The sequence below is a fragment of the Paenibacillus ilasis genome, from assembly GCF_043195395.1.
In the GTDB taxonomy this organism is placed as follows: domain Bacteria; phylum Bacillota; class Bacilli; order Paenibacillales; family Paenibacillaceae; genus Paenibacillus_AQ; species Paenibacillus_AQ lautus.
The window spans coordinates 2,149,824-2,173,356 of the sequence record NZ_JBHDJG010000001.1; the positions used below are offsets into that span (position 1 = coordinate 2,149,824).

Sequence of the window (23,533 nt, forward strand, 5' to 3'; positions counted from 1 at the left end):
GGAGATATTGTGATGAGCTTGCGTTGGCGGAAATTCACTGTGGTTTCTCTTCTTACCAGTTTAGTGCTGTATCCCATTTTGTTGTTTGCCGGACCAGTACAAGCATCAACCGCTGCAGACGAGTACGATTTGCTAAGGGAGAGGTGGCATGTATATTTGACCGGGGGGACGGCAATTGATACGTCCGACCCGGAAATTGCAGCGAAAATCAGTCTAATCGAAACAAACGCGAACAAGTACTGGGCCGCGATGAACAAAAGCGCCGGGCGAACTTATTTATGGAGTGATTTGGCGAACTGGAGCGTTTCCAGTACGATTTCATCCAACTATGTAAGGCTGAAGGAAATGGCACTGGCCTATGCTACAACAGGGTCATCCCTGAAAGGAAATGAGCAGCTAGCTGCTGACATTCTGAGTGGACTGGACTGGATGTATGCTAACAAATATAACGAAACGAAGGGTGAAACGGGCAATTGGTGGGATTGGGAGATCGGCGTGCCGATGAACCTGACGGATGCGATGATTTTAATTTATGATCAAATGTCCGCAACGCAAAAAACAAACTATACGAAGGCATTGGACAAATTCGTTCCGGATCCAACCTATCGTACAAATTCCCCTTCACTCCAAGAAACGGGTGCGAATCGGCTTGATAAAGCGCTGATTGTCTCTCTGCGCGGCGTGCTGAATAAGACGGATGCCAAGATGGCTCAAGGCCGCGATGCGATCAGCCAGGTTTTGTTGTATGTGCAGAGCAGGGACGGGTTTTACGAGGATGGCTCGTTTATCCAACATGACTATGTCGCGTATACAGGAAGCTACGGTGCCGTTCTCCTCGAAGACATGGCGAAGCTGCTGTACCTCCTTGGCGGTTCGAGCTGGGACGTTACGGACCCAAATATCGCTAATGTCATTCGTTGGGTAACAGAGGCGTACCGTCCTTTTCTGTATAAAGGCGCCATGATGGATACGGTACGAGGACGTGCGATATCGCGCGAAGCATCACAGGATCATCAGGCGGGACGGAAAATCTTGGCTTCACTCGTCATGCTGGCCGACGGCCTGAACGCTCGGGATGCTGCGACAGTACGCCAAATTGCTAAAGGCCAAATGATGTCGGATACAACGTTCCCGAGTTATACGGAGGGGCTGTCCATCTTCAGTATCGGCAAAATAAAAGCATTATTGGACGATCCATCCGTTGAACCCGCTGGCGATATGATCGATACCCATGTATTCGCTGGTATGGATCGCGCCGTACACTTAAGGCCTGAATTCGGACTGGCGCTTGGTTTGTTCTCAACGCGCATTTCTGCTTTTGAATATGGTAACGGCGAAAATACCAAGCCATGGTGGCAAGGCGCAGGTGCCGTATATTTGTACAACACGGATCAGACGCAGTTTTCAGGAGCCTATTGGCCAACGATCAATCCGGTGAGATTGCCGGGAACGACAACGGACGGCTCTACGGGCAGCGTGGGCTCTTTCAGCTTTAAATTCAATACGTCGAATTGGGTAGGAGGCTCATCGATTGATGGCCCTTACGGAACGGTCGGTATGGAATTTTCGATGTCGAAAAATACGGGTACTCCGTTATCAGGCAAAAAGTCATGGTTTCTATTCGGCGATAAATATATAGCACTCGGATCCGACATTTCGAGTACTGGAGGTCGCGCTGTAGAGACGATCGTTGAAAATCGGAAGCTGAATGAGAGCGGGTCAAATACGTTGACGGTGGATGGAACGGCTAAGCCTTCAACGACCGGGTGGACGGAAGCGATGACAGGCGTACAGTGGGCGCATCTGTCTGGCAGCGTACCGGGATCGGATATCGCGTACGTATTCCCTGGAGGAGCGACAGTTCGTGGTCTACGTGAAACGCGTTCCGGATCCTGGAAGGATATAAACACCGATGGAAGCGATAAGATGGTATCCGCACAATACGCAAGCCTCGCGCTGAATCACGGCGTCGATCCGGTGCAAGCCTCCTATGCATATGCCGTTTATCCGGGAGCGTCGACGACTGAGGCAGCAGACTATGCGGCAGACCCTAGCTTCACCGTATTGAAAAACACAGGAAACGTACAGGCGGTCATGGATACCACGGATCAAATGGCGGTCGGAGCAAACTTTTGGACGGATTCGGTTGAAACCGTCCAAGTGAACGGAGCAGATTACTTGACAAGTAATAAGAAAGCATCCGTCACCATTGCCGAGAACGGAAATGAGCTGCAAATCGGGGTTTCAGACCCGACCAAAGCAAACGGTGGCACCATTGAAGTCGAACTTCACCGTGCAACAACCGGCGCGCTGCTGCTTGATCCAGGCGTTACAGTGAAACAGTTTTCACCGACTACGATATTGGAAGTGAATACGGCAGGAGCGATTGGAAAAACGTTCCTGGCTAAGCTGAGTACAGGGTCAACGACGCCGCCAGCGGCGCCTCAATTGATCGAAGCCTTGCCAGGACCCGGTTCAGCTGCACTGAAATGGAACGCCAGCACCGGAGCTACCGGATACCGCATTTATTACGGGACAGCGCCCGGCAGTTATACGAAAACCGTGGATATATCGGCAGTCAGCGGCAACAACCAGTATACGGTCACGGACCTTTCCAGCGGGACAACGTATTATTTTGCGATAAAAGCCCTTAACAGCACGGGTATGGAAAGCGCCGGATCCAATGAATTATCCGTAACGCTTGGTTATGCAATCTCACCTTCCGATGATGCCTACGTTCGCAGCGGGTCTTATGCAAACAGCACCTTTGGTTCTTCCGATCAATTGGTCGTAAAAAACGATCCCAACTCCGGCTACCACCGATACTCTTATTTGAAATTTGATTTATCGCAGCTGCCGGAACAAGTTAAAAGCGCGCAGATTCGTCTGGTTCCGACAAGTGCCGGACTCGCCAACACAAAAGGCGTTGCTTATGAAGTAAGCAATCATACATGGACAGAAAACGGCATGACTTGGAACAATAAGCCTGCTGCCGGCAGCCTGATCGGAAACTGGACCGTCCCAGCAGCCGGAACACCCGTAACCATTGATGTAACCGCACAAGTGAATGCAGCCTTGGTTGGTAAACGGATGATCGCCGTTCAACTCGCTCAAACGGCCAACTACGGCTCGAACGGCTGGATTATTTACGGCTCTAAGGAACATACGGATGCAGCTTACCGGCCTGTGCTTCTGTTCGAACGACAGGATACGGTTCCGCCCGACACGATAGCCTCGTTATCCCCGGAGCAGCCGGACGGCCACAACGGATGGTATGTCCATCCTGTAACGTTATCATTGGCCTCTAAGGATCAATTATCGGGGGTAACCGAATCGGTTTACAGCCTGGACGGAGGGAGCTCATGGCAGACATACAATGGACCCGTTACATTCAGTCAAGACGGTAAGTATACGATAAGCTATCAATCAAGGGATGATGCGGGTAACACAGAGCCTAAAAAGACGATTACATTTAGTCTGGATACAGAGGCTCCACTTATCATTGTTGGCGATCCGGCAGCAGAAAGCTACAGTATGGATCAAGACTTGTTGCCCCAATTTGTTGTGAACGATGATCTGTCCGGCGTCGATCAGTCGAAGACAACGTTGTTGCTTGACGGACAGCCTTTGGAACATGGCGCAACGATTCCGCTTTATACACTTTCACTGGGGAGTCATTCATTAGAAATTACAGGTTACGATTCAGCAGGAAATATAGGGAGGGCCAGTGTGGACTTTCAAACAACTGCGACTAGCGAATCGCTCCAAGCGCTGGTCGCAAGATTTGAAAAGGATGGCTGGATTGACAACAACGGTATCGCAAACAGCTTGAGACAAAAGCTCGACAAGGGTGAACTGAACAGTTTCATCCATGAAATTCAAGCACAGAGCGGCAAACATGTTCATAGCGATGCCGCACGCTACTTACTACAGCATGCACAGGCATTGATTTAGTTGGACAGGAAGAACATGGAATGCCTAATGTGGATTTCTTGTTACGCGTATTGAAAAAGCAACTTTAGAAAATGAGCTCAACACTTCTTCTTCAATGAGTGAGATGGGGATAGCGGTTATTTTATTATGCCGAGTTATTTATTGAAAAGAGTTTCTGCTGGTCTACGACACAAGTTATAAAAAACTTTGAAAGCCGCATGGTATGCGGCTTTTTTTGTTTTAGATTGCTATGGGAGGGATTGACTTTGAACACTTGAGTTCATTTTTGCACAAAAGGGACTCCATGAAATGAACTGTCTTTCATGAATTGCCTGTGGGTATAATCGAATTGCAAAAGGTACCACACTAAACGGCAAAGGAGTTGATGCCGTATTCTGGACGAAAGAAGTACACGGATTTTGACGCTGCTTCATGAGGCAGCCGATTATGTGTCGCTGGAAGAACTAATGCAGAAGGTCGGTATCTCCAGACGAACCGTTTATTATGATATGGAAAAAATAAACGACTACTTGAAAGCGGTTCATCTTCCGCCGGTCAAATATGTCAGGACAGTCGGCTATTATTTGCCTGATGAAAGCCGGGCCAGTCTTCCGCAGTCAACCGGGAAGCCTCATGCACAGCAGTACTATTTGTCCCCACGAGAAAGAATGGCCTGGATGTCGCTCTATCTGTTATCGGTGGAGGCTCCGCTCTTTGTTCATCATCTGACGGATCTTTTGCAGGTGAGCCGTGGGACTGTGCTCAAGGATTTGAATACGGTCCGGTCGGGCATGAAAGCCTCGAATCTCAAGGTAACCTACGACCGCAAGCGGGGCTATGGCGTACATGGGGAGGAACGTGACAAGCGGAAGGCCCTGAGCTATTATTTCGGGCAGCTTTTCGGCGATGCAGACTGGGAGCAGGTATTTAACCGGAACCCGGAATCGGAAAGACCGGATCTCGCCCAATCTTTATTTCCCCCTATGAAGTCGGAACATCTGAAGCGGGTTTATCGCCTGATCTCGGATAGCGAAATAACGCTGGGCGTAGATTTGACGGACGAGATGCTATTTCATTTGACGGCACGCTTCTTAATGTATGTACGACGGATTCAGGCCGAACAGTTTATCTCGATAGACGAAGATGAACGAAGCGTGCTGCGGAGGATGCCAGAGTTTGAAGTCGCCTCAGAGGTTGCTGAAGGTCTTGGCCAAATGTTCGGCGTCTCGATCCCGGATGAAGAAGTTTGCTACTTGACGATGCATCTGCTGGGAGCGAGGGTCAATCGGATGGAACAGATGACCGGATCCGAAGAAGTGCTGAAGCAGCTTCGGCAAGTGACCAGACAGATGACAGATGATTTTCAGCGTTACGCCTGTGTATTCCTGCCGAACCGGGAAGCGATGGAGGAGAATCTGCTTGTCCATTTGAAGCCGGCTTATTACCGGATCATATACGGACTCGGCCTTGAAAATCCGCTGCTCGAAAATATCCTTTCCAAGTACAGGGAAGTATTCGAGCTGACCCGCCGTTCCGCGGCAGCGTTCGAACAATTGGTTGGACGTCAACTTGATGATAACGAAATCGGATATCTCGCCATGCATTTCGGCGGTTGGCTGCGCAGAGAGAACACGAAGCCGGCCGTACGGAGACAGGCCGCCATCGTCTGCGTCAACGGCATTTCCGCTTCGCGGATGTTGAAATCGCAGCTGGAGAACCTCTTCTCGGCAGTGGATATTACAGCGATACTCTCACTGCGGAATTACGAGTCGTTTGATGAAGAAAATGTTGATTTTATTTTCTCAACGGTACCACTGCCGGATAGCAAAGTGCCCGTTCTCTTAGTGAATCCGATTCTCAGCGATAAGGATAAGGAGCACCTGCTGAACCAGGTCAACATGGTTGCCGGCCGTAAACCAAAGACCCCGGCGTACTCGGTTCAAGCGCTGCTGGACATTGTCCATAAATACGCCGCGGTTAGGGATGAAGCAGGACTTACGGAGGAGCTTAACCACTACTTGTCCGTTGGGAAAACATGGCTGAGTGAAGCACGCAAGCCATCACTATCGGATCTGCTCACTGGGCAGATGATCCAAATGAAAAGAGAAGCGGCCGACTGGCGGAGCGCCATTCGCGATGCCTCCGAGCCCCTGCTGAAGGATGGGCGCATCGATGAAGCCTATATCGATGCGATGATTTCCAAAGTGGAGGCGCTAGGCCCTTACATCGTCGTTGCCCCGGGCATCGCGATTGCGCATGGCAAGCCGCAGGATGGTGTCCGGCGGCTGGGAATCAGTCTGCTGCGGCTGGAGCAACCCGTCGCTTTCTCAGAAGAAGCAAGGCATCAAGTTCAGATCATTCTGGTACTGGCGGCGATTGACGGCGAATCCCACCTCAAAGCGCTGTCGGAGCTGACCATCCTGCTCAGGGAGAAGGAGAACCTGATCCGTCTGAAAGAGGCCAAGACAAAAGAACAGATCCTGCAGCAATTACACACCGGTCTTTAGCATCGATTAGAATACCGGACTTGGGAGAGATGAGAATGAAATTTTTGGAACCGTCACTAATAGCCTTGGATGTGGAGGCCGAGACGGCCGAAGAAGCCATCCGCTTAGCAGGAGAACTGCTAGCGAAAGCGGGGGCGGCGGAAGAACGTTATGCCGATGCCATGGTCAAATCTTACCGTGACAGAGGCCCGTACTTTGTTCTTGCACCTCATATCGCACTTCCGCATGCCCGTGCGGAGGATGGGGTGAAGGAAGCGTCCGTCTCGCTGATTAAATTGAAGAAACCGGTCGTTTTCGGCCATGCGGCTAACGACCCGGTACAGCTTGTGTTTGCGCTCGGCGGCTCCTCTAGTTCGGAGCATATCGCCATGCTGCGCAAGCTGACCACCTTGCTGAGCAGCCCGGGGAGCATTGAACAATTCATGCAGGCAACTGATGTGGAGACAATCCAACAACTGATTAGGGGGAACGAACAATGAAAATTTTATGCGTATGCGGTCTTGGACAAGGAACGAGTCTGATTTTGAGAATGAATGTGGAGAATGTGCTTAGCGGAATGGGAATAAATGCCGATGTGGAGCATACCGACGTTTCAACGGCATCCGGAACCGCAGCCGAGTATATCATTACAAGCAACGAACTGGCCCAAAGCCTTCAAGGGCATGCGGCCCAAATCGTTATCGTCAACAACTATTTTGACAATAACGAAATCAAACAGAAGCTGGAAGAAGTGCTGTAAACCATTAGAAAGGGAGAGGGCATATGGACGTACTTTTTTGGATTGCCACCAACATTTTTGGAACGCCCGCCATTCTGCTCGGATTTATCGTTCTGGTCGGCCTTCTGCTTCAGAAGAAATCAACAAGTCAGCTTGTAAGCGGCACCTTCAAAGCGATCATCGGCTTCCTCATCATCGGTGCAGGCTCTGATGTCATCGTAAAAGCCTTGAATGTATTCGAGCCGATGTGGAAAGAAGTTTTCGGATTGGAGAGCGGATCCCTCGGTACCTTCATGGGGCAGGAGGCATTCAATTCGAAATTCGGGAGCGCTGTTACGCTCGCCATGCTTATCGGCTTTCTGATCAACGTTCTGCTGGCCCGATTTACCCGGTTTAAATTTATTTATCTGACCGGGCACATGATGTTCTGGACATCAACCGTATTTGCAGGCGTTATCGTTCATGCGGCCAGCGGCATCTCGATCTGGAAGCTGGTTCTGATGATCGCTGTCGTCCTTGGTGTGTACTGGACATTCCAGCCGGCGCTGGTTCAGCCGTTCCTGCGTAAAATTACGGGTAACGATAACATTGCGCTTGGTCACACCTCGGCCTCGGTTGCTTTGCTTGCTGCCTTGTTCGGTAAATTGTTCGGCAACAAAAACAACGATTCCGAGAAAATCAAAGTACCAAAGGGCTTTGAGTTCCTCCGCGATTCCAACGTCATCACGGCGCTCAGCATGGGGGTTTTGTTCCTGATCGGGGCCATAATTCTATCAACAAAGGGCACGCCGGCGGCTGCGGAACTGATGAAACAATCGGGTGACCAGAACTTTATTATCTACTCCATTATCCAATCGTTCACATTTGCAGGCGGAATCGCCATCGTTCTGATGGGCGTCCGGATGTTCGTCGGCGAGCTGGTTCCGGCCTTTAACGGGATCGCTACCAAACTCGTGCCAGGCGCCAAACCGGCACTCGATGCGCCAGTTGTATACCCTTACGCGCCGAATGCGGTGGTTCTTGGCTTCCTGGGAGCTTTCGCGGGAGCGATTATCTGGCTGCTTGTACTTGGCAACACCGTTGCTTACATTTTCGTGCCAACGATGATCGTCTTATTTTTCCACGGTGCTACGGCCGGGGTGTTCGGGAACTCGACAGGCGGTGTCCGCGGGGCCGTTATCGGCGGCTTCATCACTTCAACCGTTGTAGCCTGGGGACAGTTTCTGATGGTTCGCTTCTTCATCGCCTCGACGGTGCCGGATACGGCCATGTGGGCAGCTGATTCCGATATGTTCATCATTGGACCGATTCTGCACTTCCTGGCCAAGCTGTTCTTTTAGAAGGGGTTTTTGAATTTTGAACACGCACTTTTTGAACACGCCTTTTTAGAAATCCGGGCAGGTTCATATTTTTACAGAGAGTGGAGGAGAAACGATATGGACTTTATTCGTACTTTACATGGAGATATCAGTAAAGAGGAGCTGGGCTTTACGTATTCCCACGAACATATCGTATGCCGTCCGGCTTACTGGCAGGAGCGGGGAGAGGACGATTTGCTCCTGGACGATAAAGAGAAGTCCAAACGGGACGTTCTTGATTTTAAACAACACGGCGGACGCTCGATCGTGGACGCTACAGCCATCGATTATGGACGGGATGTTCAGGCGGTACAGGAAATTGCACTTGAAACCGGCATTCACATCGTAGGAACGGCGGGCTTCAATAAGAGCTTTCTCTGGGACGCCAAAATCAAAGAGGAGCTTAAACCGCTGACAGGCTATTATGAAACCTACGCTCAGTGGATTGAAGCGAAAAGCATTAACGAGCTGGCGGATTTCGTCATCCGGGAGGTGGAAGAAGGGCTGGAAGGCTCTTCTTTCAAAGCGGGCCAGGTTAAATTCGGGACAGGCTATAACCGCATCACGCCTCTGGAGGAGAAGACACTGCGCGCTGTAGCGCGCGCCCATCATGAGACAAAAGCTCCCATTCATTCCCATACCGAAGTTGGCACCATGGCGCTGGAGCAAATTGAGCTCCTCAAGAGCGAAGGCGTGGATTTGTCTTTTTTGAGCCTGGGACATATGGACCGCAATCCCGATCCGTACTACCATGAGCAGATTGCCAAAACGGGAGCTTACATGAGCTTTGACGGGATCGGCAAAATCAAGTACGCACCGGAAAGCACCCGCATCTCGCTAATTCTGGAGCTTGTCCGCAAAGGCTTCGAAGATCAAATTCTCATCAGCGGAGATACCGCCCGGAAAACCTACTACAAGCATTATGACCAGGGTCTCGGTCTGGAGTACATTATTGCCAAATGGGTACCGCGCTTTGTGGATGAGGCGAACCGAAGCGGCTTTGACGGACGAAAACTGGTGGAGAAATTTTTCGTAAGCAATCCGGCCAACTGCTTTTCATTTAAAAAGTAAGGGGGCGCTCGCTATGAAATTCGAACTCGAAAATTCGGTTGAGGTGAAGGATAAAATTCGCCAACTCCGCGCTGCCATACTTCCTATTGGTGCCGTTGAAGCGCATGGGCCGCATCTGCCGCTGGGCACGGATAACCTGCTTGCGACCAGACTCGCGGACAAATTGGCCGAGCGGACGGAAAGCTTTGTTCTGCCGACCCTGCCCTATGGCCAAGTGTGGAGCCTGCGCAATTTCCCGGGGAGCATCAACGTCTCAAACGAAGCGCTCATCCGGCTGCTTGCCGATATCGGTGAAAGCTTGTACCAGCAGGGATTTCGCATTTTCGTCATGGTCAACGGCCATCTCGGGAATGCGGTTGCGCTGAAGGAAGCTGCGAGAGTGTTATTCGAACGAGTTCCCGAACTGAAGGTATTCTATTTCTTTTATCCCGGCACGAAGGAAGTAACGGCTCTGGTACGGGAAGCTTCGGCTGCACACGGGAGTTACATGCATGCCGATGAGATCGAGACATCCTATATGCTCTATCTCGCGGGCGAATATGTGGACATGAGCAAGGCGATCGACGGTGCCCCTTATATCCCGATCGAAGCGGATTGCACACCAACACCGTGGGAGGAAATGACTTCCTCTGCCGTACTTGGGGATGCAACGCTGGCAACGAGAGAGAAGGGGGAAAAGATTATCGAGCGCAGCTTGGAAGTGATGGCCGATATGGTTCTCCGGGCTAAAAGAGCATTGTCAACCGATGGTCAACCGGAAGAGAACAGATAGCATTATAAATACACGAACAACGAGGTGAAAGCTACGATGATGAACACCTATTTTGATGTAATTGGCGGGTTGTTGAACAAAGTCCGAACCGAGCAGGCCAAGTCGATCCGTGAAGCGGCGGAGAAGGTGGCGTCCTGTATTCAGCAGGGTGGGATTATTCACTTGTTTGGCTGCGGACATTCGCATATATTGACCGAAGAAGTTTTTTACCGAGCTGGCGGGCTCGTCCCGATTCGTCCAATCCTTGTAGAGAAGCTGATGCTTCACGAAGGCGCGGTCCGTTCGTCCGAGCTGGAAAGACAAAACGACCTAGCGGTCGATTTTATGAAGGAGCAGGATATTCGCGAAGGCGAGATTGTATTCGTACTGTCCACTTCCGGACGAAATCCCGTTCCCGTAGATGTCGCTTTGATGGCCAAGGAGAAGGGTGCCTTTACTGTTGGTATTACCTCTCTGGAATATTCCAAAAGCATGAAGTCCCGGCACAGCAGCGGCAAGCACCTGGCGGATGCCGTTGATCTTGTGATCGACAACTTCTCGGTCAAGGGAGATGCCGTATTGAGCCATCCGGGCCTCCAGGTGCCTTTCACGCCGAGCTCGACGATCGTTGGGGCCCTCATTTTGAACTCCCTGTTCGCCGAATCTATTGAGATTATGATTGAAAAAGGCTTCAACCCTCCTGTATTTCTCAGCGGAAATATCGATGGTTCCGATGAACACAACAAAGCGTTGGTTGAGGCTTATAAAGGACGGATCGCTTTACTGGCATGATGAGGTGTAGAGTGCGAGTAAAGAAAATATACGAGGTTTGCCATAGAAGAGCTGGATCTTGAACAACAAATAAAACATGCCGCCTGGCAAGGATAGGGCAGATGAACGGCAGGATACGGAAGAGAGCAGCCGTAACTTACGATTTCTGCAATTGAATTGCCTCGGCAGGCGGTTACAGGATGAGGAGGAAAGACATGTTCGCACAAACCGTAACCATACAAAATGAGCAGGGCTTTCATGTCCGTCCGGCTCAGCTTTTCTCGGAAAAAGCAGGACAGTTTGGAGCAGAGGTCCATCTAAAGACTAGCGAAGGACGCTCCGCGGATTGCAAAAGCATGCTGGAGCTAATGACGCTCGGGGTCGAGCAAGGAGCTGTCGTGACCATCGAAGCTAATGGAGATGGAGAACAAGAGGTAGTCGAAGCTCTGATACAGCTAGTCGAAAGCAAGTTTGGTGAAGCCTGATGGAGAGGCTGCATATTCAAGGAATCGGCGTATCGGAGGGAATCCGGATCGCAAAGGCATACCTCTATAAGTCTTCGCAGGGGGCCAGCAGCGACAGCAGCCCTGATGAAAAGTTTATTCCGAATACCCCGGCCGCTATCGATGCCGAGCTTAACAAGCTCCGTGAAGCCAAAGCGGGCTGCGCGGAACAATTGGAGGCGCTGACGGAGAAAACGAAGGAAGCCGTAGGTGAAGAACAAGCCGGCATTCTTGCGGGACAGCGGAAGCTTCTGGACGATCCTGCCTTCTATCCGAAGATGGAGGCCCGGGTCCGGGAGAAGCTGGAACCAGCGCCAAGGGCCGTTGCCGAAATGGTGAGCCAGGTCGCTGCCATGCTGGAAAGCATGAACAACGATTATATGAAGGAGCGCGCCGCGGACATCCGCGATATCGGCAGCCGTCTTCTCGCCTGTCTGTCGCCCGGAGAATCGAACGGCTTTACGGGAATCACCGAACAAGTCATTCTGGTCGCTGACGATTTGGCGCCGTCGGATACGGTGCAGCTGGACCCTGCCTTGGTGATCGGCTTTATCACCCGGACGGGAGGAGCGACCTCGCATACCGCTATTCTCGCACGGTCGCTCGGAATTGCCGCCATCGTCGGCGCAGGTGCCGGCGTCGATGGCATTGAGGACGGCGACACGCTCGTCCTTGACGGAACAGCCGGGCTATGCATCGCTCGGCCGGAAGAGACGGAGGCCGAGCAGTATCGGCTCCGCATGCAGCAGGACCTTGAGCGCAGGCAGTCGCTCGAGGAGTACGCGGCGCGTCCGGCAGTGACCGCCGACGGCACGCGCGTGGAGCTCGCGGCGAACATCGGCAGCGCCGCGGAAGCCGAGACCGCCGTCCGGCAGGGCGCGGACGGCGTAGGGCTGTTCCGCACGGAGTTCCTGTTCATGAACGCCCCGGCCATGCCGGGCGAGGAGGAGCAGTTCCGTGCGTATCAGGAAGCGGCCCGGATGATGGAGGGCCGCCCCGTGATCATCCGCACGATGGATATCGGCGGAGATAAGGAGCTGCCGTATCTGCAACTGCCAAAGGAAGCGAACCCGTTCCTGGGTTACCGTGCGATACGGGTAGGGCTCGTCCGCCAGGAGCTGCTTCGTACGCAGCTGCGAGCGGTGCTGCGGGCCAGCGCCTTTGGTACGGTAAAGGTGATGTTCCCGATGATCTCCGGCCTGCAGGAATGGAGGCAGGCGAGAGCCATCCTCACAGAAGTACAGGCAGAATTGAGGCAGGATGGCATCCGGTTCGACGAGAAGATGGAAGCTGGCATCATGGTTGAGATTCCCTCAACGGCCGTGTTGGCGGAACGATTCGCGAGCGAGGTCGATTTCTTCAGCATCGGTACGAACGACCTCGTGCAGTACACGGTCGCAGCGGACCGCATGAATGAACACGTTGCGCACCTGTACGATTATTTCCATCCAGCCGTGCTACAGTTAATCCGCACGGTTATTGAGGCTTCCCACAAGGCCGGTAAATGGACCGGCATGTGCGGCAGTATGGCGGGAGATCCGCTGGCGGCACCGCTCTTACTCGGCTTAGGGCTCGACGAATGGAGCATGGAGGCTAGCGGTCTCAGCCGAATGAAGGAAAGGCTCGCTAACCTAGATCGTCAGGAATGCCGTGAGCTGGCGAAGCGCGTTCTTCGTCTCGATACGCCCCAAGGCGTTCGTCAGGCGCTGGAGGAATTTCATAGCGCCCAAAAGGCAGCGGTATAGATTACGTTTTGACATGGCTTGACCTATATAGCAGGTGTTGAGGGTGTTTCTAGTTGTGGTAAGCCTGCATGAGAGCGCGCACACTTGGGTCAAATAGATGCTGCGAATAAAGAAAAGGCGGTACAGGGAGGGCTCCTGTGCCGCCTTTTCTTTAATTATTTTCAAATATCGAATGACTTGATTTGAGAGTAGTTTCTCATTTCTGAGTCCATTCCCGGAGGCCGTGATAAATGCGTCATTTCCTCCCTCACAAGATCCATTTTACAAAGCGGTTTGCTTAGCCTTTACGACGCAGTGCATTGGCAATTACGCCCACAATTAAGCCCCAAATCGCATTTACTGCAAAGACACTTACCATTGCCAGTGGATTCGTTAAAGGCCCTTGCAATTTTCCATCGAGAAGGGGGGAGGCAATACCGCTTAGGATGATTGCAAATAAGGCATAACTCAATCCCGAAAAAACAAGAATGACAACGGGAAAAGCAGCTCTCTTGACAAGAACGATCATGAGCCAGGCCAAGGAGATAAGGACCGTCATCAGAATGCTGCCGAATGCTTGGCCGATCAGATCCATGATCCCGGTCATCTTCATGATGGGTCTGATAAGCGCTAAAGCGCCCAGACCGAGAATCAAAAGCAGGTTTTCTTTCACGATATCGGTTGTTTTCATATCCAATCAGTTCCTTTCCGAAGTTGTGGATGATCTACGGCCTGATGAAGTCGATAAGCCACTGCCGATTCATCCCCCAACAAGTAAGAATCATGCCGATGCCCGTGCTTCAAGTTCCCCGGCTGCTGTTAACATTAACAAATCGATGTTGTGAACTTATGACGAGACTTTGTGATTTGCGTGAAATTTTTTCGATGGATTTTCCGGTCTCCTGACAGCCATAATATGCTAGACTACCTATATATTACTTTTAGGAGTCCATCATACGATGAAGACATTTACCATCTTGTACATTGAAGACGATCAGGAAATCGGTTCCTGGTCCAAGGATTTTTTAATCGGTCAAGGTTATGAAGTGATATGGAAGAGTTCAGGCCACGATGCGGAAGCAGCAATGGAACGTTGCGATCTTGTCATTTTGGACATTATGCTTCCGGGTCTGGACGGATTCACGGTCGGTCAGCGGCTAAAACGAATCAATCCCGCTGTACCCATCCTGATGCTTACGGCCAGAACCGCTATCGAGGATAAGCTTACGGGCTTGTCTTTTGCCGATGATTATATGACAAAGCCGTTTCATCCGGATGAATTGGCTGCCCGGATTCAAGTCCTTCTCAGGCGTTCTGTCACTGCGGAACCGGAACAGCTCCTGATCCGGCATTTAATCATCGACCGAAAAGGAAGTCGTATATGGAATTCTGAAACTGGGGAAGAGATTGTGCTTACAGGCAAGCAGTTCCATATATTCATGTTTTTCCTGGACCACCTGAACCACATACTGACCCAGAAGCAGATTTATGAAGCCGTTTGGGGCGAACCGCATCTGAACGGAGATAAAACGCTGACCGTGCATATCCGGCATCTGCGTGAGAAGATTGAGCGGGATTCAGGCTCCCCCCAAATTATCGAGACCATCCGTGGGGTAGGATACCGGGTGCGTTCATGAAGATCCGCGGCTCGTTAATGAGCAAATATCTGGTTCTTATTTTGACCGCCTTGCTGTTATGGCCGATCATTCCAGCCATGTTTTATTTACCTGGCTATATGTTTAGCGATCATCCCATGTATCGTCCTGAAGAGATAACCCGCACGTGGCAGCAGGAGGCAGTCAACCTGGACGGTGCAGGTAAGGATAGGATTGATACTAGATTGCGGGAGTTGAACGAGGACTATCCGAGTGCGGAGATATTCTGGGTGGACCCGTCAGGGAGAACGAATGCAGTCAGTGACCTCTCGGGAGATATACCTAAGCAGTGGACTTATCTGGATATACTCTCTATTCGAGCGCAAGACCATAATCAAGAAACGCTGGTCTTAACTTCCCTCATCGGAAACGATCCGAAGCAAGGTTTCATGGTGATGCGGCTCCCGGAATCCCATATCCTTGACGCAGAAATGTCGCTCTCGGGAAACTTGCCACTAATCTTTCTGTTTTTGATGATCTGTGGAAGCTTCTTTATGCTGTCATGGCTGTTCTTCATTAAGCTTCGCAAAAGACTGGTCAGGCTTCAATCGGCAATGACCGTAAACGGATTGAAAGAAATTCCGAATGAAGTCCCGATTATCAAGGAAGACGAGATCGGAGAACTCGAAGGCTCGTTTAATCGGATGGTGAAGGAGCTCAAAGAAAGTCAAAAACGGGAGCGGGAGGAGGAGGAACTGCGTAAGCAATTGATTTCAACGATTTCCCACGATCTCCGAACCCCGTTGACTGTCATCCGGCAACATGTCCATACCGTTCGTAAAAACCCTGCTTCCTCCCAGGGGCAGTTTTCACTTTCTGTCATCGAGCATAAGCTGGATGACATCAGTAATCTGATGGATAACCTTCTGTCATACACGCTGTTATCGGCGGGGAAATATCCGATGCATAAACAGCCGATTGATATCGTAGAAGAAGTCCGGAATCGAGTGGCTCAGTGGTATCCAGTATTCGAGGCGAAGAAATTTGAAGTCCTTGTCGAGCTTCCTGATCAGACGTTACTTTGGGATGCGGATCCATTGTGGTTTAACCGTATCCTGGACAATGTGTTTCAGAACGTGGTACGCCATGCGGGAGAGGGTCGGTACATCGGCATTCAAATGATAGATCGTCAGAAGCAATTGATGCTCGTCATCCATGATAAGGGTCCTGGCTTCGGCAACGAGTCACCTGAAAAAGGTGCAGGAATCGGTTTGTCCATTGTATCGATGATGGCCAGGGAGATGGATATGCAATGGGAAGTGAAATCCGATGAAAATGGAAGTGTATTTTATATTTGGAAGAGCTCATGTTATTGAAAATATAATATACGTTTGACATTAAAAGACCAGGGAAGAAGCTGCGTACAAGTCGCTCAGAATGACTTATACGCAGCTTCTTTTTTGAATGTGAACGTACCTATATCGGAAAGAGAGCCGTACTGCTCTCTCGTAAAGGAATTTAACCCAAACTTAAACTTGAGGTCACTTTGTCTTTCGATAAGGGGGTTAGAATGAGGTGTAAGGTGAAGACAGAGTTATTTAAGGAGGTAAGTTTACCAACATGAAGATTGAGCATGAGCAAGTTTCAGCTGATCTGCAGTCACCGCAATGGATGAAGATACGTAGAATTTCTGGTTATGGCGCTGCCATAGCGGTGGCGCCGTATCTATTGATTAAAATGGCATGGACTTTCGGTTACTTCATACCAACCGAGCAAATGGGCGACGCTAGCTGGCGTGCGATCAACGCAGCTACCGCATTGCTAGCGGCTATCGGAATCCTGCTGGCCATGGCTTTCACCAGGCCGTGGGGCGAACGTCTCCCTGCATGGCTGATTGCCTTTCCCGTATGGGTTGGTACCGGACTGCTCGTTCCCATGCTGGTCTTGGCGCCGGTGCTAGGACCGGCAGCTATGACTCGGGATCAGGAGGCGGGGGCTGCCGAGGTTTGGGTGTACGAACAATTTTTCGTCATGATTTCGCTGGTCGGCATCGGCATTTGTCTGCCTCTCGCCTTCGCAGGGTATGCGAGGACACGGTGGCCGGAGGCGTTCGGTGATTCGATCGACTATAGCAGGTTACCGGGCAATACTTGGAGATTGCAACATACATTGTCCAGGCTGGTTGGAGCCGGCTGTGTCCTGTTAGGTATCATTAAGGTGTTCTGGGCTGCCGGAGGCACTCTCGGTATTGACCCGGCCAGACTGGACGATCGTGATGTGTGGTGGCATCTGCTGACGTTGAGTACCGGAGCGTGGTCCATCGCGGGGGCGTGGGGATTGCTGGTGCTAACTTCCCGCCGCGGGCCGCAGCGATTTCTGTACCCGATGGCAGCGGCATGGATTTCGTCGGGCATGCTGTTCTCGTATAACCTCTTTTCCGCGATTCGCACCGATTCGCTGTTCTCGCCAGAGTACCAGCTGCTGCGGATGCTAACGACGGAGGCCGGTATCGTCTTCGGCGTCATGATGTTCATAGTCATGCTGTTCGTTCTGCACGATCGACGACGCGCCTTGTAGGTTTGCTTACCGACGATCCGTTGGAACATCTTATGAAGTCGCGGTAATCGCGACTTTTTTTGTTTAGCCGAATCCATACATACAGAATACATACAGACCAACCAGGTGAAATGATTGTTCAAAAGTATGATTTTAACAAAATGAAGGCATTCTATACACGATTGACTCACTTATATGAAAGTAGTGGAGGAAGACTATGCCTATTTTTAAACCATCGCAAATTGCGCGCTCGATTTATGAGATTAACGGAGAAAGACTCCAGCAGGCAGGTATTAAAGGGATAATCCTTGACTGGACCAATACTTTAACGACCAAGAAAGCTGACTCCATAACTGATTCGATGAAATCTTGGCTGACTAACATGCAGTCGAGATATGGAATTAAGGTGATCATCGTTTCTAACAGCAAACCTCCAATGGGTGACCACGGACAGGTCCATGAAATTCCAGCTTTGTTCGAAGCCGGTAAACCGAAGAAAAAAGCATTTTTAGCCGCATTGAATATGCTTGGAACCCGTAGTAACGAGACAGCCGTTATCGGAAACGGCATCATTACAGATTTATGGGGCGGAAACCGTCTGGGGATGTACACGATTTTCATATCTTCTTCATGGGCGAAACCTCGGATTTTAGGGGCTGTAAAACGACTATTCGTAAAGGTACTTCGAGTCTAAACGGACGTGCTACAGAATGAAGAAATCGTTCAAGCGAATATATGAATATATTGAACAATAATTGATGTGAATCGGCGGGGTGAATGGATTGGATTTTTACCAAAGTCAAGAATCGCTGACAACCATGGAATGGATCCTAAGAGGGGTTGTTAGCTTCGTTTTTTTACTTCTTGCAGCCAAATTAATGGGGCAGCGTTCCATTTCTCAATTGAGATTCCTCGATTTCATTTTGGCTTTAACGCTCGGCAATATTATTGCTCATCCGCTTTCAGATGAAGAATTGGGATTAAAGGGATCTATGATCACGACGATCGTTCTCGTCGTTTTATACATTATAGCGACGTGGTTGAGCCTAAAGTGGCCGTTCTTCAAACACTATCTAGATCCATCGCCCATCACACTCGTTAAAAATGGACTCATCCAGTTTCATAACTTATCTAAAGCCAGAATCTCTATTGATTTTTTATTTTCTGAGCTAAGAAAGGAAAAAGTAGAGGATATGCAAAAGGTAGCCCTTGCCGTATGGGAACCGGGTGGAACCATATCGGTTTTTATGGACACCCCATACCAACCGGTTACTCCGGCAGATATGAGATTAGAGACGGGGCCGTTTACGATCTCAAGGCCGATCATCATAGATGGAAAAGTCGATATGTCGCTTCTTCAGGAAATGGGTAAGGATTTGGCTTGGCTTCATTCAAAAATAGCACCCACTAATACGAATATCCACGATGTAATGCTTGCAACCGTTGAGAACGAGAACGTGCGAGTTTTTTCTGAACCCAAGAAGTAGGGGCGCTTCCGCTACGTTCCCTATTCTTATGATTGCGTTCACTACTTTAGATATTTTTAATATTTTCCATACTTTTTTCTTAAGTTATCTTCCCTAAACTGAATGCATCGGGGCGAGTAACATGGAACAGAAATGAAGGACAAACTAAATCGTGAAAGGATGGATCAAGAAAATCATGAAAAAATGGCTCCGTAAGGATGCTTCGGCGGCCATGTTCTTTCTCGTGCCAAGCGGTATCGGATTTGCACTCTTTTACCTTATTCCATTTGTCATGGGCTTGTACTATTCCTTTATGAGCCAATCGATAGACGGTCATTTTGTGGGACTCGATAATTACCTGGAGCTGCTTGGAAGTACCTCCTTCCGCAAGGCGGCATCCAACACGTTTTACTTCAGCGCGGTCAGTGTTCCGCTTATGGTCATGCTGTCACTCGGATTAGCGATGCTGCTCCACAAAAATACATATTTTCAAAAATGGCTTCGGACAGCTTATGTCATGCCGCTTGTTGTGCCCGTCGCCTCCATCATCATGATCTGGCAGATGTTATTTGATTGGAACGGCTCTCTGAACGCCTGGCTGAACAGCTTTGGAATGGGACGCGTGGACTGGATGAAGACGGAATCGGCACGTTTGGTTGTGATCATGGTGTATCTATGGAAGAACATGGGTTACAACGTTATTTTATTCCTGGCGGGTCTACAGCAAATTCCGAAGGATTATTACGAAACGGCCCGGATTGAAGGGGCTGGTCGTTTGCGGCTATTTCGAAGTGTTACGCTGGTCTATCTGACTTCCACGATGTTTTTTGTTGTGATTATGTCCATTATCAACTCATTCAAAGTGTTCCGGGAAACGTATCTGATCGCAGGCGATTATCCCCATGACAGCATTTACATGATGCAGCACTATATGAATAATATGTTCATTTCACTCGACATTCAGAAGCTGACCGCAGCGGCATCCTTGATGTTTGTCTGTATTCTGCTGATCGTCCTGGTGCTGTTTGCGATTGAGCGCAGGCATCGACAGTACATGGAATAGGAGGTGGAGCAAAGTCTGTGCGAGTCGTCAACATATTGAAAAAAAGTATATTAACATTCGTCATGGGTGTTATCGCCATGATCTTCATATCACCAATTGTGATTACATTCACAAATTCATTGATGACGGAACTGGAAATCCAGATCAATTATGGTCTCATCGGTCAAATGAATGAAGTGATTCCAGGTAGGGATGGCTCTTTCGCAAACCTGAAGCTAATTCCGGACAAGGTGTCTTTTGCACAGTATGGGAAAGTGTTCATCGACAACCCGAAGTATCTGACGATGTTTTGGAACTCCGTGTTCATGGTGGTGCCGATCATTGTGGGTCAGACTCTCGTGGCAGCACTGGCTGCTTATGCATTCTCCAAGCTGAAATTCCGCGGCCGGGATTCTATGTTTTTGGTATATGTCATGACGATGCTCATGCCATTCCAAGTCACGCTGGTACCCAACTATATTATGGTCGATAAGCTTGGCATGCTGAATAGTACGGCCGCCATCATCGTTCCCGGCATTTTCGCTGCTTTTGGCGTGTTTATGCTCAGACAGTTCATGCTGGACATTCCCTATGCCTACATTGAAGCTGCCAAAATCGACGGCGCCGGCCACTTGCGGATCTTTATGACGATGATCGTTCCGATGATCAAGCCGGGGTTGGCCGCACTAGTGATCTTGCTGTTCGTTGATTATTGGAACATGGTGGAACAGCCGCTTGTCTTTTTGGACGACCCGTTCAAGCAGCCGCTGTCCGTCTTTTTATCCAGGATCAAGGATAGCGAGCGGGGGATTGCCTTTGCTGCATCCATGCTCTATATGGCCCCGATGGTGATGTTATTTCTGTACGCGGAGTCATATTTCATTGAGGGCATCCAATTGTCAGGAGTTAAGGGCTAACTTTTCAGGGCGCTTTTTAGGAGGAGAAGAAAGGATATGGAGCTAGGAAAAGGGGCAGTTGACCAAAGACGAAAGCGAATCCTTCAATTCGTGTTCATGGGTTTTATGGGGCTGCTGCTGCTCTTTACATTGTTCAGTAACACGCTGCAGTCGCTGACCTTACCCAAGGTGACCACGGAACAGCCGAAAAACGGAGGCATTGCGCTATCGATCGAAGGAAGCGGAATGCTTCAGCCGATCGCTGAAGCCAAGCTCTCCAGTTCAACCGACTGGGAGGTTCAACAGGTTCTCGTAAAAGAAGGAGAACGTGTGAAGAAGGGACAGAAGCTTATCACCTATGACAACTCTTCGGCAAGACAAGAAATCGAACTTGAAGTAACGAATCTGGAAAAGCAAAGAATCGAGCAGCAAAATCTTCAGGACCAGTTTATTCAGTCGTCCATCGAAGAGGATGAGCTTAAGCTGCGCAGCGCAAAACGTGAAATTGAAAAAGGGAAACTTGATATTGCCGCGCAGGAACGCAAGATCAACGAGATGAAAGTACGGCTGTCAAAAGATCAGGTGCTAACCGCTCCGTTCGACGGTATTGTAACGAAGCTGAATGCGGTAGAAGGACTGGCATCTGGAGGTGAGCCGGATGTCATTGTTTCAAACAGCAGCCAAGGATACAGGTTGGAGGTTGGCGCGGATGCAAAGCGCTTGTCCAGCATTGGGATATCTATTGGAGAGCGGATCGAGGTTGAGGTCCATACAGATAAAGTGCAGCAAGCCATTATCATGGACGGCGTCATTGAAGAAATGTCCCATGCGGAGCCCCTTATAGAAGGGGAATCCGAAGGAGCGGAGACGATAACCGTCCCTCAAAAGATGATTCGTATTAAACTCCTCGATGCCAAGCTGAAGGGAGGTGAGCAGGCTCGGATTAACATCGAGAAAAGCTCGCTCGATCAAGGGCTGCTTGTTTCTAATGAAGCTATTCATCAGGACCGGGAAGGCATGTATGTTTTTGTAGTCGAAGAGCAGCCAGGCGCACTCGGTAATGTTTTTGTTGCCCGAAAAGTCAACATAACGTACAGCGAGCGAAATGACAAAGAAACGATGATCCAAACGGATAGCATCTATGAACAAGATAAGATCATTCTGAAAAGCAGCGAGCCTCTGCAGGATGGCAACCGAGTTCGCTTGGAATAGTGAGGCGTTGTAATCAGAACATATCAGGAGGAAATCATACAATGAAAAAATGGCTGCTAATTATTTCTATGGGAGCTTTAATCGCGAGTTTAACCGCGTGCGGCTCAGGAGAAGGCGGGAACGTGGACAAGCCCGCAATGAAGGAGGGGAAAACGGTGCTTACCCTGTCATTGAGAGAGTCGACTCCATTCTATCAAACGCTCGAGAAAAAGTTCGAAGAGAAATACCCGGATATCGACTTGCAGATCCATGCATATAAAAGCATGGGTGAACAATGGGGACCCGGGGAATTCGAGAAGTATCGCACAACAACGAATACCGCCATGCTATCGGGAAAAGGGATGGATATCCTTCAAGTTGACAGCCTGCCCCTTAAAGAATACGTGACCAAAGGTTTTCTGTTCAATATGAATGATGTGATCGAGCAGGACCAGACGCTCCATAAAGACGATTTACAAATGAATATTGTGGACGGTCTGAAGCTGAATGACGGGGTGTATACCATCCCGTTGGGATACTCCTTGAGAGTATTGGTTGGTAATGGGGACATGCTGGGTAACGCCAATGCTACGTTCGATGATACGTCATGGGATTGGAAGGAGTTCGAGAAGGTTTCGAAAGAAGTGATCCAGAAGGCGAAGGAGAACGGTACGGATGAGATTTATGCATTAGCGTCCTACCCGCCGGAATACCTCTTTCAGGAGATGCTTTATGAGAACTATGCAGCATTTGTTGATCCTTCAGCTAAAAAGGCAACCTTCGACTCTCCGGCATTTGTGAATTTGCTCCAGCAAGCCATGAAAATGAATGATGACAAGATCATTACATCCGACGAAGCAAAGCCGGGCAATCAATTGTTCAGTTCCACCCCGATTAGGTCACCGCTTGATTTTATCGAAGGCCCTTATATGCTTTTTGATCATCCAAAGTTGATGCTGTTACCCCGAGCGGGAGACATCGCAGGCCGAAAAGGTGCGAGAGTTTTTACTTCTACCGAGTTCGCGATCCATGCCAAATCGCCAGCCAAAGAAGAAGCTTGGAAGTTTATCACCTTCTTACTATCCGAAGAAGCGCAATTACTGCAGGAAAGAGAAGGGTTCTCGATGCTTAAATCCGTGAATGAAAAGATGATCAATGACCTTCAGGACAAAGTGGGAAGTGGCGATTATACGCTTCCGAATGGGCAGCCCGCCAAAGTATCTGACGAACAATTCACCGTGTTTAAACAAATTGTTCAATCCGCGGATCAATATGTGAATCTGGACAGTAAGGTGATAACGATTGCCAGTGAAGAGTCTCTGGCGTACTTCAGCGGACAGAAAACAGCAGAAGAGGTGGCGAAGCTGATCCAGAACCGAGTAACCACCTATTTAAACGAATAGGTAGATCATCCAGGAAGCAGCTCACATTCGTGTGCTGCTTCCGATTTC

Annotated in this window: 20 protein-coding genes; 19 read left to right on the top strand and 1 reads right to left on the bottom strand. The window is 49.8% G+C overall.

Annotated elements, in window-relative coordinates; translation table 11 throughout:
• Positions 1 to 12: 12 nt before the first annotated feature.
• The 10 genes from ACETK5_RS10045 (at position 13) to ptsP (ending at position 13,357) form a co-directional block, all read left to right on the top strand.
• A complete protein-coding gene (locus ACETK5_RS10045) occupies positions 13 to 3,954 on the top strand; it encodes a polysaccharide lyase family 8 super-sandwich domain-containing protein (RefSeq protein WP_326113383.1) in 3,942 nt (1,313 codons plus the stop codon).
• A gap of 374 nt (positions 3,955 to 4,328) precedes the next feature.
• Entirely contained in the window at positions 4,329 to 6,440 is a 2,112-nt protein-coding gene (locus ACETK5_RS10050; protein WP_326113740.1) for a BglG family transcription antiterminator, read from the top strand.
• A gap of 35 nt (positions 6,441 to 6,475) precedes the next feature.
• Entirely contained in the window at positions 6,476 to 6,919 is a 444-nt protein-coding gene (locus ACETK5_RS10055) for a PTS sugar transporter subunit IIA (protein ID WP_100537506.1), read from the top strand.
• Complete coding sequence (locus ACETK5_RS10060; protein WP_100537505.1) at positions 6,916 to 7,179, top strand: PTS sugar transporter subunit IIB; 264 nt, start codon at positions 6,916 to 6,918, stop codon at positions 7,177 to 7,179. Before ACETK5_RS10055 ends, ACETK5_RS10060 begins: the two co-directional genes overlap by 4 nt.
• A gap of 23 nt (positions 7,180 to 7,202) precedes the next feature.
• A complete protein-coding gene (locus ACETK5_RS10065; protein WP_100537504.1) occupies positions 7,203 to 8,498 on the top strand; it encodes a PTS ascorbate transporter subunit IIC in 1,296 nt (431 codons plus the stop codon).
• Between the two features lie 96 nt (positions 8,499 to 8,594).
• On the top strand, positions 8,595 to 9,587 hold the full coding sequence (locus ACETK5_RS10070) for a phosphotriesterase family protein (RefSeq protein ID WP_394055376.1): 993 nt from the start codon (positions 8,595 to 8,597) through the stop codon (positions 9,585 to 9,587).
• Positions 9,588 to 9,600: 13 nt separating this feature from the next.
• Positions 9,601 to 10,359: a creatininase family protein gene (locus ACETK5_RS10075; protein WP_394055378.1), complete on the top strand. Its 759-nt coding sequence runs from the start codon at positions 9,601 to 9,603 to the stop codon at positions 10,357 to 10,359.
• A gap of 36 nt (positions 10,360 to 10,395) precedes the next feature.
• Positions 10,396 to 11,130, top strand: a complete 735-nt coding sequence (locus ACETK5_RS10080; protein ID WP_326113386.1) for an SIS domain-containing protein — start codon at positions 10,396 to 10,398, stop codon at positions 11,128 to 11,130.
• Between the two features lie 194 nt (positions 11,131 to 11,324).
• Positions 11,325 to 11,594, top strand: a complete 270-nt coding sequence (locus ACETK5_RS10085; protein WP_076321605.1) for an HPr family phosphocarrier protein — start codon at positions 11,325 to 11,327, stop codon at positions 11,592 to 11,594.
• Positions 11,594 to 13,357 (top strand): phosphoenolpyruvate--protein phosphotransferase, encoded by a 1,764-nt coding sequence (gene ptsP, locus ACETK5_RS10090; RefSeq protein ID WP_394055381.1) that lies wholly within the window; start codon positions 11,594 to 11,596, stop codon positions 13,355 to 13,357. Before ACETK5_RS10085 ends, ptsP begins: the two co-directional genes overlap by 1 nt.
• A 277-nt stretch (positions 13,358 to 13,634) precedes the next feature.
• Here the strand turns inward: ptsP and ACETK5_RS10095 are convergent, their stop codons facing one another.
• Positions 13,635 to 14,027, bottom strand: a complete 393-nt coding sequence (locus ACETK5_RS10095; protein ID WP_100537498.1) for a hypothetical protein — start codon at positions 14,025 to 14,027, stop codon at positions 13,635 to 13,637.
• A gap of 268 nt (positions 14,028 to 14,295) precedes the next feature.
• Here ACETK5_RS10095 and ACETK5_RS10100 point away from each other — a divergent pair, with 268 nt between their 5' ends.
• The 9 genes from ACETK5_RS10100 (at position 14,296) to ACETK5_RS10140 (ending at position 23,485) form a co-directional block, all read left to right on the top strand.
• Entirely contained in the window at positions 14,296 to 14,973 is a 678-nt protein-coding gene (locus ACETK5_RS10100) for a response regulator transcription factor (protein ID WP_100537497.1), read from the top strand.
• Entirely contained in the window at positions 14,970 to 16,307 is a 1,338-nt protein-coding gene (locus ACETK5_RS10105) for a HAMP domain-containing sensor histidine kinase (RefSeq protein ID WP_394055383.1), read from the top strand. Before ACETK5_RS10100 ends, ACETK5_RS10105 begins: the two co-directional genes overlap by 4 nt.
• 244 nt (positions 16,308 to 16,551) lie before the next feature.
• Positions 16,552 to 17,508 (top strand): hypothetical protein, encoded by a 957-nt coding sequence (locus ACETK5_RS10110; RefSeq protein ID WP_394055385.1) that lies wholly within the window; start codon positions 16,552 to 16,554, stop codon positions 17,506 to 17,508.
• 196 nt (positions 17,509 to 17,704) lie between these two features.
• Positions 17,705 to 18,181 carry a YqeG family HAD IIIA-type phosphatase gene (locus tag ACETK5_RS10115; protein WP_326120459.1) on the top strand — a complete coding sequence of 159 codons (477 nt, stop codon included), beginning with the start codon at positions 17,705 to 17,707 and terminating at the stop codon, positions 18,179 to 18,181.
• Positions 18,182 to 18,269: 88 nt separating this feature from the next.
• Positions 18,270 to 18,974: a DUF421 domain-containing protein gene (locus ACETK5_RS10120; RefSeq protein WP_463510125.1), complete on the top strand. Its 705-nt coding sequence runs from the start codon at positions 18,270 to 18,272 to the stop codon at positions 18,972 to 18,974.
• Between the two features lie 175 nt (positions 18,975 to 19,149).
• Entirely contained in the window at positions 19,150 to 20,016 is an 867-nt protein-coding gene (locus ACETK5_RS10125; protein ID WP_394055389.1) for a carbohydrate ABC transporter permease, read from the top strand.
• A gap of 62 nt (positions 20,017 to 20,078) precedes the next feature.
• Positions 20,079 to 20,912, top strand: coding sequence for a carbohydrate ABC transporter permease (locus tag ACETK5_RS10130; RefSeq protein WP_394057374.1), 834 nt, complete (start codon positions 20,079 to 20,081; stop codon positions 20,910 to 20,912).
• A gap of 36 nt (positions 20,913 to 20,948) precedes the next feature.
• Positions 20,949 to 22,103, top strand: coding sequence for an efflux RND transporter periplasmic adaptor subunit (locus ACETK5_RS10135; protein ID WP_394055391.1), 1,155 nt, complete (start codon positions 20,949 to 20,951; stop codon positions 22,101 to 22,103).
• A 41-nt stretch (positions 22,104 to 22,144) separates the two neighbouring features.
• Positions 22,145 to 23,485 (top strand): ABC transporter substrate-binding protein, encoded by a 1,341-nt coding sequence (locus tag ACETK5_RS10140; RefSeq protein ID WP_394055393.1) that lies wholly within the window; start codon positions 22,145 to 22,147, stop codon positions 23,483 to 23,485.
• The last annotated feature ends 48 nt before the right edge of the window (positions 23,486 to 23,533 follow it).

Coding starts and splice junctions, on each gene's coding strand:
- ACETK5_RS10045 (WP_326113383.1), top strand. CDS start 13: ATGAGCTTGCGTTGGCGGAAATTCACTGTGGTTTCTCTTCTTACCAGT.
- ACETK5_RS10055 (WP_100537506.1), top strand. CDS start 6,476: ATGAAATTTTTGGAACCGTCACTAATAGCCTTGGATGTGGAGGCCGAG.
- ACETK5_RS10060 (WP_100537505.1), top strand. CDS start 6,916: ATGAAAATTTTATGCGTATGCGGTCTTGGACAAGGAACGAGTCTGATT.
- ACETK5_RS10065 (WP_100537504.1), top strand. CDS start 7,203: ATGGACGTACTTTTTTGGATTGCCACCAACATTTTTGGAACGCCCGCC.
- ACETK5_RS10070 (WP_394055376.1), top strand. CDS start 8,595: ATGGACTTTATTCGTACTTTACATGGAGATATCAGTAAAGAGGAGCTG.
- ACETK5_RS10075 (WP_394055378.1), top strand. CDS start 9,601: ATGAAATTCGAACTCGAAAATTCGGTTGAGGTGAAGGATAAAATTCGC.
- ACETK5_RS10080 (WP_326113386.1), top strand. CDS start 10,396: ATGATGAACACCTATTTTGATGTAATTGGCGGGTTGTTGAACAAAGTC.
- ACETK5_RS10085 (WP_076321605.1), top strand. CDS start 11,325: ATGTTCGCACAAACCGTAACCATACAAAATGAGCAGGGCTTTCATGTC.
- ptsP (WP_394055381.1), top strand. CDS start 11,594: ATGGAGAGGCTGCATATTCAAGGAATCGGCGTATCGGAGGGAATCCGG.
- ACETK5_RS10095 (WP_100537498.1), bottom strand. CDS start 14,027: ATGAAAACAACCGATATCGTGAAAGAAAACCTGCTTTTGATTCTCGGT.
- ACETK5_RS10100 (WP_100537497.1), top strand. CDS start 14,296: ATGAAGACATTTACCATCTTGTACATTGAAGACGATCAGGAAATCGGT.
- ACETK5_RS10105 (WP_394055383.1), top strand. CDS start 14,970: ATGAAGATCCGCGGCTCGTTAATGAGCAAATATCTGGTTCTTATTTTG.
- ACETK5_RS10110 (WP_394055385.1), top strand. CDS start 16,552: ATGAAGATTGAGCATGAGCAAGTTTCAGCTGATCTGCAGTCACCGCAA.
- ACETK5_RS10115 (WP_326120459.1), top strand. CDS start 17,705: ATGCCTATTTTTAAACCATCGCAAATTGCGCGCTCGATTTATGAGATT.
- ACETK5_RS10125 (WP_394055389.1), top strand. CDS start 19,150: ATGAAAAAATGGCTCCGTAAGGATGCTTCGGCGGCCATGTTCTTTCTC.
- ACETK5_RS10130 (WP_394057374.1), top strand. CDS start 20,079: ATGGGTGTTATCGCCATGATCTTCATATCACCAATTGTGATTACATTC.
- ACETK5_RS10135 (WP_394055391.1), top strand. CDS start 20,949: ATGGAGCTAGGAAAAGGGGCAGTTGACCAAAGACGAAAGCGAATCCTT.
- ACETK5_RS10140 (WP_394055393.1), top strand. CDS start 22,145: ATGAAAAAATGGCTGCTAATTATTTCTATGGGAGCTTTAATCGCGAGT.